The sequence below is a fragment of the uncultured Campylobacter sp. genome (assembly GCF_937973075.1).
Lineage (GTDB): Bacteria > Campylobacterota > Campylobacteria > Campylobacterales > Campylobacteraceae > Campylobacter_B.
Genome location: NZ_CALBWL010000065.1, coordinates 131,731 through 144,680, shown reverse-complemented (window position 1 = coordinate 144,680; position 12,950 = coordinate 131,731). Strand labels below are relative to the sequence as shown.

Below are 12,950 nucleotides of genomic sequence, written 5' to 3'. Positions count from 1 at the left end.
AATTTCAAAGCCTAAGACTTTCATTGATGTTGATTTTTCACGCCTCCAAAATCGCTCCGTTACTAGCGTTCGTTACCAGCTTGCGATACATTCGTAGCCAGCGGTACGGTAGCGGTTTTTCAATCGGCTTAAATTTAGCTCTGCGTTCAGCGATCTGCTCTTCGCTTAGGCGCACGTTGATCGCGTATGTATCCACGTCGATGTCGATGATATCGCCGTCCTCTAGCAGTCCGATCATACCGCCCTCGGCAGCTTCGGGGCTCACGTGTCCGATACTTAGCCCTCTCGTCGCGCCGCTAAATCTGCCGTCCGTGATGAGAGCCACGTCCGCGCCCAGCCCTCGCCCCATGATTAGGCTCGTAGGGCTTAGCATCTCTTGCATGCCCGGGCCTCCGCGCGGCCCTTCGTAGCGGATGACGACTACGTCGCCTTTGCCGACTTTGCCCTTTGAGATGCCCTCTATCGCCTCGTCTTGGCTGTTAAAGCACACGGCCTTGCCGCTAAATTTACGCTCGCCGATGATGCCCGCTGTCTTGATGACGCAGCCCTGTTCGGCTAAATTTCCAAACAAAATCGCCAGTCCGCCCACGTCCGAATAGGCGTTTTCGACCTTATGGATGACCGATTCGTCTTTTATGACGCTAGCTCCGACGCGCTCGCCTAGGCTCTCGCCCGTGACGGTCGGCGCGCCCAGATCCAGCAGACCGTTGTCGCGGCGCGAAATTTCATTTATCACGGCGCTTAAACCGCCCGCGCGGTCGATATCCTCCATATGCACGTTTGGCAGGCTTGGGCTGATTTTGGCGATATGCGCGATCTTGCGGCTGATCTCGTTGAGCCCCGCGATCTGTAAATTTACCCCCGCTTCGCGCGCGATAGCTAGGATATGCAGCACGGTGTTGCTGCTGCCGCCCATTGCCATGTCGACGACTAGGGCGTTTTGGATCGATTTTTCGTTCACAATGTTGCGGATTTTGTATTTTTCATCAAGCGCAATCTCGCAGATACGACGTCCAGCCTTGCGGATAAGCTCCTCGCGCTCTGGCGTAAGTGCTGGCACGGTGCCGTTGCCTTTTAGCGCGATACCCATCGCTTCGCATAGCGTATTCATCGAGTTTGCCGTAAACATCCCCGAGCAGCTGCCTCCGCTCGGACAGGCGGCGCACTCGATCTCTTTTAGCTCCTCGGCGCTGATCTCTTTGGTTTCAAATTTACCCACCGCCTCAAACGCCGTAGATAGGTCGATCGGCTCGCCTTTTTTAGTGTAGCCCTTTTTCATCGGCCCGCCGCTAACAAAAACCGTCGGTACGTTCACGCGAAGCGCGCCCATCACCATGCCGGGCACGATTTTATCGCAGTTTGGCATGCAAACCAGAGCGTCCAGGGCGTGCGCATTCATCACCGTTTCGATCGAGTTTGCTATGAGCTCGCGGCTAGGTAGGCTATAAAGCATCCCGCTATGCCCCATCGCGATGCCGTCGTCCACGCCGATACAGTTAAACTCAAAGGGCACGCAGCCGTTTTTGCGGATCTCGTCTTTTAAAATTTCGGAGTATTTGTTGAGGAAAAAGTGCCCCGGGATGATCTCGATGAAGCTATTTGCCACGCCGATAAATGGCTTTTCAAAGTCCTCGTCCTTTAGCCCTGTCGCTCTTAGCAAGCTTCTGTGCGGCGCGCGCGTATAACCTTTTTTGATGATGTCGCTTCTCATTTTGTGTCCTTGAATTGAAATTTTCTCCATTTTAGCATAAAATTTTATCGCTGCGGGCGTTTTAAATTTTAGCGCGTTAAAATTTAAAGCAGTATTATTGAGCTTAGTCAAACCGAATCACTCCTAATTTTGATATAATTGCACATCGATTATCAAAATCTTGCCGTTTGGCAGAAATGGAAAGAGGAAAAGATGCAAAGAAGAAATTTCTTAAAACTAACGTCCGCGTTGGCGGCTAGCGGGCTTGCTAGCCCTCTTTTTGCAAAGGAGACTTTTACTATCTACGGCGCGCCCGCGATGCCTAGCCTCATCATCGGCGTTGCGTGCATGCAGGGGCAGATCGGCAAAAAATACGACGCCAGGCTTGAGCTTTGGCGCGATCCCGATCAGCTTCGTGCAGGCGTGGCAAACGGCGAGTACAAGGTCATGATGAGCCCTAGCAACGTGGGGGTGAACCTCGCAAATCAGGGGCGTAAGATCGGCATGGTAAACATCCTTACCGAGGGGCTAAATTTCGTGATGAGCAAGGGCGAGAAGATAACGGAATTTGCGCAGCTGAAGGGCAAAAAGATCGTAATGCCTTTTAAAAACGACATGCTAGACATCATCGTGCGAGCCATAGCGAAAAAGCAGGGCATTAGCGGGCTAAACATCGACTACACCGCTAGCCCCGCAGAGAGCGCGCAGCTGTTTTTAGCTAAGGACTACGACGTCGCGATCACGGTCGAGCCGTTAGCAAGCGCCATGATCTTAAAGGGCAAAGTATCGGGCATCGCCGTTCAGCGAGGGGCAAATTTAAGCGATATGTGGGCGCAGGCGTTTTCGGTAAAGCCCATCATCCCGCAAGCAGGCATCATCGCCGATACCGATTTTTACGCCGCGAAAAAGGCGGATTTTGAAATTTTAAACACCGATTTAGCGGACGCGCTTGCGTGGATCAAAGCGAACAAACAAAGCGCCGCGGCGATCGGGACGAATTTCTTCCCTGCGCCGCCGCCTGCGATATTTATGAGCATCGATACGTCGAATTTATGCGTCAAAAAACCTAGCGAGATCAAGGACGAGCTTTTGAAATTTTATGAAATTTTGATGGAATTTAACCCTAAGCTCCTCGGCGGCGCGATGCCTAAGGACGAATTTTTTCTATGCTAAAAATCGATAAAATTCGCAAAGCTCAAAACCCCGCGTTTTACGTCATAGACTATCTGTGGGGCGGCTTTGCGAGCCTAGGAGCGGTGTGCTTTTTCATAGCCGTCTGGCAGGTAGCGAGCGAGGCTTACGGGCCGCTCATTCTGCCAGAACCCGCGGCTGTTTTTTCTAAGGCGTGCGAAATTTTAAAAAATTTCGCTGCAAACGATCTAGCCTTGTCGCTTAAGCGCGCGCTTGCAGGCACTTTCCTCGCGCTTTTTGCGGGGATTTGCAGCGGGCTTGCGGCGGGGTATTTCAAAAGCCTGAGAGCCTTTTTAAACCCGCTAATTACCGTGCTTCTCTCGACGCCGCCCATCGTTTGGATCGTGCTTGCGATATTTTGGTTTCATTTCGGCGATATAAGCGTGCTTTTTACCGTCGTTATCGTCGTCGCGCCGATGACTTTTGCGTCCGCAGCGCAGGCGATGGCTAGCGTGAGCGCCGAATACACCGAGCTTTTCGACAGCTACAAAAGCCCAATTTTAAAAAAGCTGCGCTACCTCTACGCGCCGCACCTAATCGAGCGGTTGCTCCCTGCGATCTACGTCGCGGTCAGCAACGGCGCGAAAGTGCTTGTAATGGCAGAGCTTTTGGGTGCGAACGACGGCATCGGCGCAAAGATCGCCGAAGCGCGCGTAAATATCGATACGGTCGAGGTCATGGCGTACGTGTGCCTGGTCATAGCCTTTACGGCGCTTTTCGATTATCTCGTGACCAAGCCGCTTGAAATTTTACTGATGCCGTGGAGTAGATGATGCTAAAAATTTCAAATCTGCGCTACGAAATTCTGCGCGACGTTATAATTTCCGATTTTTCGCTGCGGCTGCGTGCGGGCGAAGTAAAGACGCTTTTTGGCCCCAGCGGCTGCGGCAAGACTTCGCTTTTGCGGCTGGTCTGCGGGCTAGAGGATAAAAAAAGCGGGCAGATCGAAAACGGCTTTAAGAAAATCAGCTTTTTGTTTCAAGAAAACCGCCTGCTGCCGAACCTCACGGCGCTTAAAAATATCGAAATTTTTAGCCCCGCGGGCGTGAACGAAATTTACGCCCTCGCCGCAAAGATCGGGCTAAGCCCGAGCGATCTGAACAAATTCCCGCGCGAGCTAAGCGGCGGAATGCAAAAGCGTACGGCATTTTTGCGCACGATCCTTAGCGGCTGCGATCTGGCGCTGCTTGATGAGCCGTTTGTAGGTCTGGATCGCGATCTGCGCGGCGTGCTGATCGAAATTTTAGTTTCAAAGATCGAGCGCGAGGGGCTTGCCTGCCTTTTGGTGACCCACGACCGCTTCGAAGCCGCGCGCCTAAGCCACGAGATCATCGAGCTTGAGCCCAAAGGGATGGGGCTTAGACGCGTCGTGAGCCTAGATGAGCCGCTAAGTGCGCGCGACGAGCGGTACGAAGAGCGCGTGGTAAGCGAACAATTCGGGGGAGTGAGCTATTATGAGTAGAAATTTTATCTTTAATGCGCGCAAACAGGGAGGTTCCGCACGAAATTTAAACTTACGTTGCGGTCTAGGCGCGGACGAGCGAGGCTTTGAAGTGCATCGCGATCCGGGCGCGCGCAATTACGGGCATTTGCCGGGCGCTAGATACGACGATCTCAGCGCTTGCATATATGGGCTTTTTCGGGGCACCTGGCGCTACGATCTGGATACACGCGGGCACGAGCTTTTGCGGAGTTCTGGATGTATCAATGTCGGCGCGGGCAGACACAGCCTCTCACAGGATACAGGGCGCTGCGGTTTTATCACACCGAAATACGAACTGCGCAGCCGTGCGAACTGCGATTATAGCGTGAGCGTGCTCCTGAACGGCGCAGTGTGCTGCGATTTTGCAGCGCAAAATTCGACGAAATTTAGCAGCGATACATACTGCGGCTCTAGCGCGAGTGCTTACTTGCGGTGTAGCTCTAGCGTGAGTGCTTGCTTACAGCGCGTTGACGCGAACCGAGATGTCCACTCACGCCGCGATCCCAGCGAGAGCGGTCGTTTGCAATCTAGTATGAGCGTCCGCTCACAGCGCAATTTCAATGCAGGCATTTGCTTACGGCGCGTTGGCACGAAGCGGGACCTCCATTTATACTGCAAATTTGGCGCGAACCAAGACGCCTTTTCGCGTTGCGGTTTTGATGCATGCGGATTGAGCGCGCAGTTCAGCGCTCAAAAAGCCGTTTTGAGCACCTACCGCTCGCTGTTTTGCGATGCAAGCGGGCTAGGTGGCGAGCAAAATCCCACTCTAGGCACCTTTTGTGCGGTGCGGAATTTTAAATTTACACGACGCGCGCGATTTTAAGAACTTCGGCTCCGTAAATTTGAGGAAATTTAACTTCGCCGCGATGCAATCTGCAAATTTAAAAAAGCAAATCCGCGCCGATAAAAATTCCTATAAGAGCGCCGAGCCGCGCAATTTGACGAGTTTCGGGCGCGAGACCCGTATGCTGCGCAGACTATGCTCTGAAAGTAAAATTCTCGCGCCGCGTAGCTCTTGCTTTGAGAGCGAGGTCGGTGCGCCGTGCGGACCCGGCCTCGGATACAGAAATTACGAATTTGCGCAAAATTCTAAAGTTTGTGCCTCGGATTTTACACAAAATTTTAAAAATTTTGACCGGGGCTTGGAAGCCGAGCCTGCGCAAAATTTCAAAATTTCCGCTTTAAATTTTATACAAAATTTTTGGAATTCCGCTCGCGATAGAGAAGCCGAGCCTGTGCAAAGCTTCAAAAATCAAAACCTCGCGCAGGACTTCTCACAAAACGGTAAAAGCTACGATCAAAATTCCACTCATGGTTTTTCGCAAAGCGGTAGAAGCGCCGAGCTAAATTCCAAACCGAGTTTCTCGCAGAACATTAAAAATTCCGAACGGAATTTCCCGCTAAGTTTCTTACAAAGCATCAAGAATTCCGATCAAAGTCAAAATTTTAAATCTAGTTCCGCGCAAAGCCGCGCCGAGCCAAATTCTGTTCAAAACTTCTTGCAAAGCGCTAAAAATTCCGATCGGAATTCCAAAGCTAATTCCACGCAAAACCAAACCGAGCCTGTTTCGCCGCAGGAGCTCAAAAATCCGGAGCCGTGCGGGGTGCAGCAGCAAGAGCTAGGCTTTTACGCGCCTAAATTTAAAGATGAGCGCGCGAGAAATTTTTTCTCCCATCCGATGCGCGCCTTCGTTCTTTGCGCCTGCTTTTTTGCGGCGCTGGGCGCGCTTAGCTTTTTAGCGCCCGATGCGCTAGCGATCGATTATGTCGCCGCTCATAAGTTTTACTTTCTGTTTTTAGCGCCTTCGTGCATCTACGCGGCGTTTTTGCTTACCGCGCTGCCCGATTGGACGAACTTCGAGGGCTCGCTAAAGCCCGTCTCGCTTGCCTTTGCCGCCTGCCTGATCGCAGCTTTTATCGCGAGCTTTTTAAATTTACGGCTCGCGGCGGCGATTGTGGCGCTGTTTTGGGCGATATTTTTCATCTTTGCGGCATGGCTTTTGTGGCTGGATAAAAACTCGAATAATTTTAGCATACTGGCGGTCTTAGCGGCGTTTTGCGCCTGCTCTGCCGCCTACGGCGCGAGCGGGGATGAGAAGTTTTTGCTTAGCTTCGTGCATATCAACGTCGCGGCAATCGCCGTCGTAAGCTACCGCATAAGCGTCGTCATCGGCAACGAAGCGCTAAGAGAGGCGGGGCTAAGCGACGCCGTTTTTATTCCAAATTTTATCTACAAAAATTTAGCCACTTTCCTCGCCTTCGCTTTGGCGCTCGCGACGCCATTTTTAAGCGAGGCGACGTGCGGATTTATCGCGCTTGGCATCGGGTTTTTGTTTTTGGCGAAACTTCGCGAGCTGCACTACGCCGAAATTCTAAGCCGCCACTATATGACGTTTTACTACGCGTTGCAGGCTGCGTGCGCGGCGGGATACCTGTGGCTGGGCGCGGCGCTGATCCGCGGGGGGTACGCTGCCGCACCGCTGCACGTCATCGCGATCTGCTATATCTACGGAGCGATACTTTTCGTGGGAATGATCGCAGGCCAGCGCCACAGCGGAATTTCGCCGCTAAACTTCCCGCGCCTAAGCCGCGCGGCGCTCGTTTTGGCTCTACTCGCGGGGGCTTTAAGAGCCGTTTTTGCGGGCGAGAGCTTTGTTTTGTACGTGATGATCCCCTCGGCGTTTTTCATCGCCGCGGTCGCGCTATATCTGATAAGCTTCGTTCCGATCTTTCTGAAAAATCCTTTCAGCGCGGATCCGGATTGATGCTCATCAAAGCGGGCTTGCTAAATTTTAGCTAAAATCGATCAAATTTCATTTCAAGGAGAGCTTATGCAACACATCAAAAATATCGACGCCGCTAAGGCCGTAGAGCTTGCTTCGCTAGTCGAAGTGGCCCCTCATAAGGTGATTTCGCGCACCCTCGCGCAAAATCCTGCGCTGAATATGACGCTTTTTGCCTTCGACGGCGGCGAGGAGATCAGCTCGCACAAATCAGACGGCGACGCGTTCGTTTACGTGCTTGAGGGGGAGGGCGATTTCACGATCGACGGGCAGAAACACCGCGTAAAAGCGGGACAAAGCATCGTAATGCCTGCGGGCTTGCCGCACGCGATCTTCGCGCCGGTGCCGTTTAAGTGGTTTTTAGTGGTGGTTTTTTAGCCTCTAAGTTTAAGGGCGGGTCAAATTTTAAATTTGGCCCGCCCGCCGCTTCATAAAATTTTATCCGAAATTCCATTTGCAGGGTCTTTCTGTCTGTTTCAGGCCGCTCCCGCTCGCCTTTGCAAAATTTTAAAATTTAGAAACGTTTAAATTTTACTTTTACCGCGTCCAAAAATTTCTCCGAGTTTGCAAACCGTGCGGAAGCTGAAAATAACGCATCGCGTTTGCGCGCCGTGCCGAGCCCCGAAATCGCACGCTTGAGCTCGCATCGCAAGTAAAATCCATAGCTCGCGCGTTAAATTTCAAAATCGCGCCGAGCACTTAATATATGCATAGAGCATGCAAATGTGCCCTAAGCTAGTCGAGCAGATAGGCGCTGTAGTAGGGTAACGCGCCAGGCGTGCAATACATATCGGGCGATTAGAGCAGATGGACGCTGTAGTAGGGCAAACCCGCCGAGTGCGCAATGCGTGTAGCTCATAGATCGAGCGTTAAATTTAAAGGCTGCGCCCTGCGCGAAATGCACGGCAAGGCGGTCTAAAATTTTAAAATTTAGCTTTCGCTCGGGGTTAGCTCCTTGATAATGAGCTCGGGCGTGATCGTGCCGCGGAAGTTGTTTTTGCTAATCGTAAAGATCACGTCGACCCGCTCGCCCGCGCGCGGCAAAAAGTCGTAGTTGAAAAACAGCGCCTCGACGCTGCTGCCGTTTTTATCAAGCGCCATTTTGATATGCTTGCCCTCCTTGCCGATCTCCCTAATATTGCGCGCGCGCGCGCCTTTGATACAAAAGAGCGGGCGCGGATTTTTCTGCCCGTACGGCTCGTAAAATTCTAAAATTTCAAGCAGCTCGAAGTCTATCTGCGACGCGTCCAGCTCGCCCAACAGATCGTCTTGCGCGCTAAAATCGCTCAGATCCTTAGGCGTAATGCGCTCATTTACGCGGCGCTTAAACTCCTGAAGTAGCGCAGGATCGATCCCCACGCCCGCAGCGCCCTTGTGTCCGCCGAAGGTCGTTAAAATTTCGCTTTGCGAAGAGATCAGCTCTAAAATGTCAAATTTACCGATGCTGCGTGCACTTCCTTTGGCTCGCGAGTCGCTCACGCTAAAGACGATCGCGGGCTTTTTGTAGGTCTTGCTTAGGCGGCTTGCGACGATGCCGATGATGCCTTCGTGCCACTGCGGACCCCACACGACGATGACGTTGTCGCTTGGATCGACGCTTTTTACGATCTCGTCGTAGAGGCTTTTCTCCTCCTCTTTGCGCGAGTTGTTGATGGAATTTATCGTCTCTAGGTAGTGGTTTGCCTCTCTGATATTTTTGGCGCATAAAAAGTTATACGACATCGTCGCATCGTCCATCCGCCCCGTGCAATTGATTAGCGGCGCGATCGTATAGCTGATATCGTCGAATTCGAAGTGCTTTTTAAAATAGTGCTCCTTAATCGCCTTGAAGCAGGCGCGGTTTGAGCTATTTAGCCGCTTGATACCGAAGCGCAGCAGCGCGCGGTTCATGTCGCGCAGCTCCATCATATCGGCGATTATGGCGATGATGAGGATATCCATAGAGCTTGCCATATCGTAGTTCACGCCGAGGGTTTCTTTTAGCGCGCCTACGAGATACCACGCTACCTGTGCGCCGCAAATTTCGATATTTGGGAAGGTGCAGTCAGGCTGCTTCGGATTGATTATCGCATAAGCGCGCGGCAGCACGGGCGGGGGCATGTGGTGATCGGTGATGATGAGATCGATCCCCTTTTGAGCGCAAATTTCGGCAGCTTCCGTCGCGGAGGTGCCGTTATCTACCGTGATGATGAGATCTACGTCCTCAAGCTCTTCTATAATCTCGCTGTTTAGCCCGTATCCGTCGGTGAAGCGGTTTGGGATCTTAATGACGTACTCCGCGCCTATTTGATTGAAAAAATCGCTCATTATGACGGTGCTTACGATACCGTCGACGTCGTAATCGCCGACTACGGCTATGCGCTGGTTTTCTTCGATGGCAGTTTTTATGCGCAAAGCCGCCTTATAGGTATCTTTCAGATCGCAGGGTAAGGGAATTTCAGAAATTTTAGTATGCCGATCGTTCGCAAATCTCGATTTTAGAATTTCCCTTATCTCATTTTTACCTAGCATTTTTTATAGATGCTTCGATAAAGCCCAAAATAGCGGGATTTGGGCGTACTAGACGGCTGGTAAATTCCGGGTGAAACTGCACGCCCAGAAAAAACGGATGGTTTTTTAGCTCGACCGCTTCGATAAGCCCGTCGCTCTCGCCGCAGACGATAAGCCCGTGCTTTTCAAAATCGGCGCGGTACTTCGGATTGGCTTCGTAGCGGTGGCGGTGGCGCTCGCGGATAGTTTTTTGCTCGCCGTAAATTTTACCCAAAAGCGAGCCTTTTTTGACGTCGCAGTCATAGCCGCCCAGCCGCATAGTGCCGCCCATAGGGGATTTGTGCGTGCGGATCTGCTTTTTGCCGCTTGCGTCGATGAAGCTATCGATCAGATAGATCACCGGATCTTCGGTCTGCGGGTCAAATTCCGAGGAGTTAGCGTTTTTCAGTTTTAAGACATTGCGCGCAAACTCCACCATCGCAAGCTGCATCCCTAGGCAGATGCCCAAAAACGGCACCTTACGCACCCGCGCGTAGTTTATGGCTAAAATTTTACCCTCCACTCCGCGTGAGCCGAAGCCGCCCGCGACTAAAATTCCGTTTACGTCTCGGAAAATTTCATCTACATTGCTCGCTTCAATTTTTTCACTATCTACCCACTTTAAGCTTATCCGCGTATCAAGCGTCGCGCCCGCGTGGATGATCCCCTCGGTGAGGGATTTGTAGCTTTCTTTCAGATCGATATATTTGCCGACGAAGGCGATCGTGGTTTCGTTCGTAGGCACGATGACGCGCTTAACTAGGCTGTCCCAGTTGCTCATATCGACTTCGAGCTTGTTTAGGCTTAGGGTCTCTGCGATCGGCGTTAAAATATCCTGCTTCAAAAACGCAAGTGGGATCTGATAGATGCTCGCGCTATCGGGGCTTTCAATGACGCAGTTTTTATCAACGCCGCAGCTTAGCGCGATCTTATCTTTAAGCGCGCGATTTAGCGGCATTTCGGAGCGGCAGATTATCATATCGGGGCTGATACCGATGCGGCGCAGCTCGCCTACGCTGTGCTGCGTGGGCTTGGTTTTGAGCTCGCCCGCTACCTTGATGAAAGGCACGAGCGTTAGGTGGATATTCATCGTATTTACTCTACCAAGCTCCACCCTCATCGCGCGGATCGCCTCTAAAAACGGTAGCCCCTCGATATCGCCCACGGTGCCGCCGATCTCGACGATCAGCACATCGTTGCCCTCGCCCGCCTTTTTTATACGGCGTACGATTTCGCCTACGATGTGAGGGATCACCTGGATCGTTTTGCCCAGATAATCACCCCTGCGCTCCTTTTCGATGACGGAACTATAAACTTTGCCCGTGGTGAAATTGTTGTCTTGGCTTAAATTTTCATCCAAGAACCGCTCATAATGCCCAAGATCCAGATCGGTCTCCGCGCCGTCGTCGGTGACGAAAACCTCTCCGTGCTCCAGCGGGCTCATGGTGCCGGGATCGACGTTGATATATGGATCCGCCTTTAATATGCGCACTTTAAGCCCCGCATGTTTTAAAAGCGTCGCGATCGACGCCGCCGCAATGCCCTTACCCAGCGAGCTCAGCACTCCGCCAGTGACGAAAATATATTTCGTTTGCTTTGCCATAAGTTTTCCTAAATTTTGATATTAATGCCGCGATTATAACTTCTTTTAGGTTAAAGCACACTAAGCTAGAATTTGAAAATTTTAGAAATTTACGGCAAAATACGCACCCAAATAAATTTTAAATTTAAAGGAGAGATGATGAAAAAGATCATCGCGGCTTTAGTGGTCATCGTAGCGCTTATAGTGGGCGTTTTTGTAGCGACAAAGGACGCTAAAACGGGCGTAGCTAAAAGTGTAAACGATAGCATAACCAAAACGGTTGACGGTGCGGTCGGCAAGAGTGCCAGCGCCGCGATTGAGCAGCAGATTGCGGAATTTATCACTAGAAACGAAATTTTCGAGACCAAGAGCGCTAAATTTTATCCGGGAGATAGCAACTCAAGCGGCTTTATCGAGGGCGTAGTAAAAAAAGAGAAACTACAAAAAAGCCTTGCTGAAGGCTTTAGCAAGCTAAAGGAAAAAGCAGGCGCGCAAGATAGCAACGATACGGACGAGCCGGATCCTGCTAAAATTTTCCCGGAAGATTTTGCTTTTCGCTACGACTACACTATCAAGCATAGCGTAAAAAACGCTGCGGATGGATTTGAGAGCGACGGAATTTTAACGATTAAGACGCCATATTACGCAGAACCTTGCAAGAAGCTGTTTAAGACTGACGCGCCGCTTAGCACGCATCTAAACTACGGGCCTACCGAGGTTAAATTTAGCGCAAAGCTAGCCGATATAAATGTGCTAGAAGATGGCGGAATAGGACGTCTTGCAGGCCTTAGCCTAAACGGCACGAGCGATATGAGCGGTAAAACGATAAAAGCCTTGGGCTTTAAAATCGGTGAAATTTTTATAGACGACGGCAAGGATTCGGGTCTTGATGTGAAGGATCTTATCTATGAGGCAAACTTTAAAAACGGTATCCAAGATCTAGACGATAATATAACTAAGCTCTTTTTGAATGACATAGATTTTGCAGGCAGCACAAAAGAGCTCGTCGTAACTGTAGATAAGCAGCGCTTCGTCGTAGTTACGGATATGAGCACGGAAGGTAGCTACCGCGTAAAAGATGGAATTTTAAATTTCAACGAAAGCGATAAAGCCCAAAGCCTAAAAATCGCCGATGTGCTAGTGCGAAACATCCATTTAGGCGTCGATACCAGCTTTAGCGCCGCACTTTTCGAAAAATATTTGTCTATTATCTCAAATCCGCAAGAAGGCGAAAAATTAGCGGAAAACAAAGAGCTTTTTATGAAGCTGCTAAAAGATGATATGAAAATCAACGTGAATGATTTTTCGTTTGAAAATAGCCTCGGCAAGAAATTTGCTTTTAACGCAAGCGCGCTATTAGGCGGCTACATCGACGAGACGCAGCTTTTTAAGCGCATGAGCTTGGACGGCAAAGCTACGATAAATACGACCATCACGGACTTCCTATCGCCTTATGACAGCCTGCGCGATTTTGCGCCGATGGCGGAAGTTTACGGCTCGCAGTTTCTTAAGCCTGACGGAGATGGAGTTAAGATGGAGTTTAGCTTCGATAAGGCAAGCAACTCTATGATCTTAAACGGCAAATCTATCCCACTACCGCACAATTAAATTTTTAAGCTTTGCGGGCAAATTTTAAACCTGCCCGCAAAGCTCTTTTTGTTTTCCTACTTTTTCGGCGCAGAATTTCGCAAG

General features: G+C 50.8%; 10 protein-coding genes. 7 read left to right on the top strand and 3 right to left on the bottom strand.

The genetic code is table 11. The features are described from left to right. Nucleotides 1-37: 37 nt before the first annotated feature. The gene (ilvD, locus tag Q0274_RS09240) at nucleotides 38-1,711 is read right to left on the bottom strand and encodes a dihydroxy-acid dehydratase (protein WP_298029142.1); all 1,674 of its coding nucleotides are present in this window, start codon (nucleotides 1,709-1,711) and stop codon (nucleotides 38-40) included. A gap of 192 nt (nucleotides 1,712-1,903) precedes the next feature. On the opposite strand from ilvD, the gene Q0274_RS09235 reads away from it, so the two are divergent. The 6 genes from Q0274_RS09235 (at nucleotide 1,904) to Q0274_RS09210 (ending at nucleotide 7,525) form a co-directional block, all read left to right on the top strand. Further along, nucleotides 1,904-2,863, top strand: a complete 960-nt coding sequence (locus Q0274_RS09235) for an ABC transporter substrate-binding protein (RefSeq protein ID WP_298029141.1) — start codon at nucleotides 1,904-1,906, stop codon at nucleotides 2,861-2,863. Further along, nucleotides 2,857-3,654: an ABC transporter permease gene (locus Q0274_RS09230; RefSeq protein ID WP_298029139.1), complete on the top strand. Its 798-nt coding sequence runs from the start codon at nucleotides 2,857-2,859 to the stop codon at nucleotides 3,652-3,654. The genes Q0274_RS09235 and Q0274_RS09230 overlap by 7 nt, the downstream gene beginning before the upstream one ends. Further along, nucleotides 3,654-4,343, top strand: coding sequence for an ATP-binding cassette domain-containing protein (locus Q0274_RS09225; protein ID WP_298029137.1), 690 nt, complete (start codon nucleotides 3,654-3,656; stop codon nucleotides 4,341-4,343). The genes Q0274_RS09230 and Q0274_RS09225 overlap by 1 nt, the downstream gene beginning before the upstream one ends. After that, the gene (locus tag Q0274_RS09220; protein ID WP_298029136.1) at nucleotides 4,336-5,187 is read left to right on the top strand and encodes a hypothetical protein; all 852 of its coding nucleotides are present in this window, start codon (nucleotides 4,336-4,338) and stop codon (nucleotides 5,185-5,187) included. The genes Q0274_RS09225 and Q0274_RS09220 overlap by 8 nt, the downstream gene beginning before the upstream one ends. Continuing rightward, the gene (locus Q0274_RS09215; protein WP_298029134.1) at nucleotides 5,144-7,129 is read left to right on the top strand and encodes an NnrS family protein; all 1,986 of its coding nucleotides are present in this window, start codon (nucleotides 5,144-5,146) and stop codon (nucleotides 7,127-7,129) included. Before Q0274_RS09220 ends, Q0274_RS09215 begins: the two co-directional genes overlap by 44 nt. Before the next feature lie 66 nt (nucleotides 7,130-7,195). Then, entirely contained in the window at nucleotides 7,196-7,525 is a 330-nt protein-coding gene (locus tag Q0274_RS09210; RefSeq protein ID WP_297990394.1) for a cupin domain-containing protein, read from the top strand. A gap of 552 nt (nucleotides 7,526-8,077) precedes the next feature. Here Q0274_RS09210 and recJ read toward each other — a convergent pair. Continuing rightward, the gene (gene recJ, locus Q0274_RS09205; RefSeq protein ID WP_298029132.1) at nucleotides 8,078-9,658 is read right to left on the bottom strand and encodes a single-stranded-DNA-specific exonuclease RecJ; all 1,581 of its coding nucleotides are present in this window, start codon (nucleotides 9,656-9,658) and stop codon (nucleotides 8,078-8,080) included. Continuing rightward, nucleotides 9,648-11,279, bottom strand: a complete 1,632-nt coding sequence (locus Q0274_RS09200; RefSeq protein WP_298029130.1) for a CTP synthase — start codon at nucleotides 11,277-11,279, stop codon at nucleotides 9,648-9,650. The genes recJ and Q0274_RS09200 overlap by 11 nt, the downstream gene beginning before the upstream one ends. A 138-nt stretch (nucleotides 11,280-11,417) precedes the next feature. Between Q0274_RS09200 and Q0274_RS09195 the strand changes: the two genes are divergently transcribed. Beyond that, nucleotides 11,418-12,866: a DUF945 family protein gene (locus Q0274_RS09195; protein WP_298029128.1), complete on the top strand. Its 1,449-nt coding sequence runs from the start codon at nucleotides 11,418-11,420 to the stop codon at nucleotides 12,864-12,866. Nucleotides 12,867-12,950: the final 84 nt, after the last annotated feature.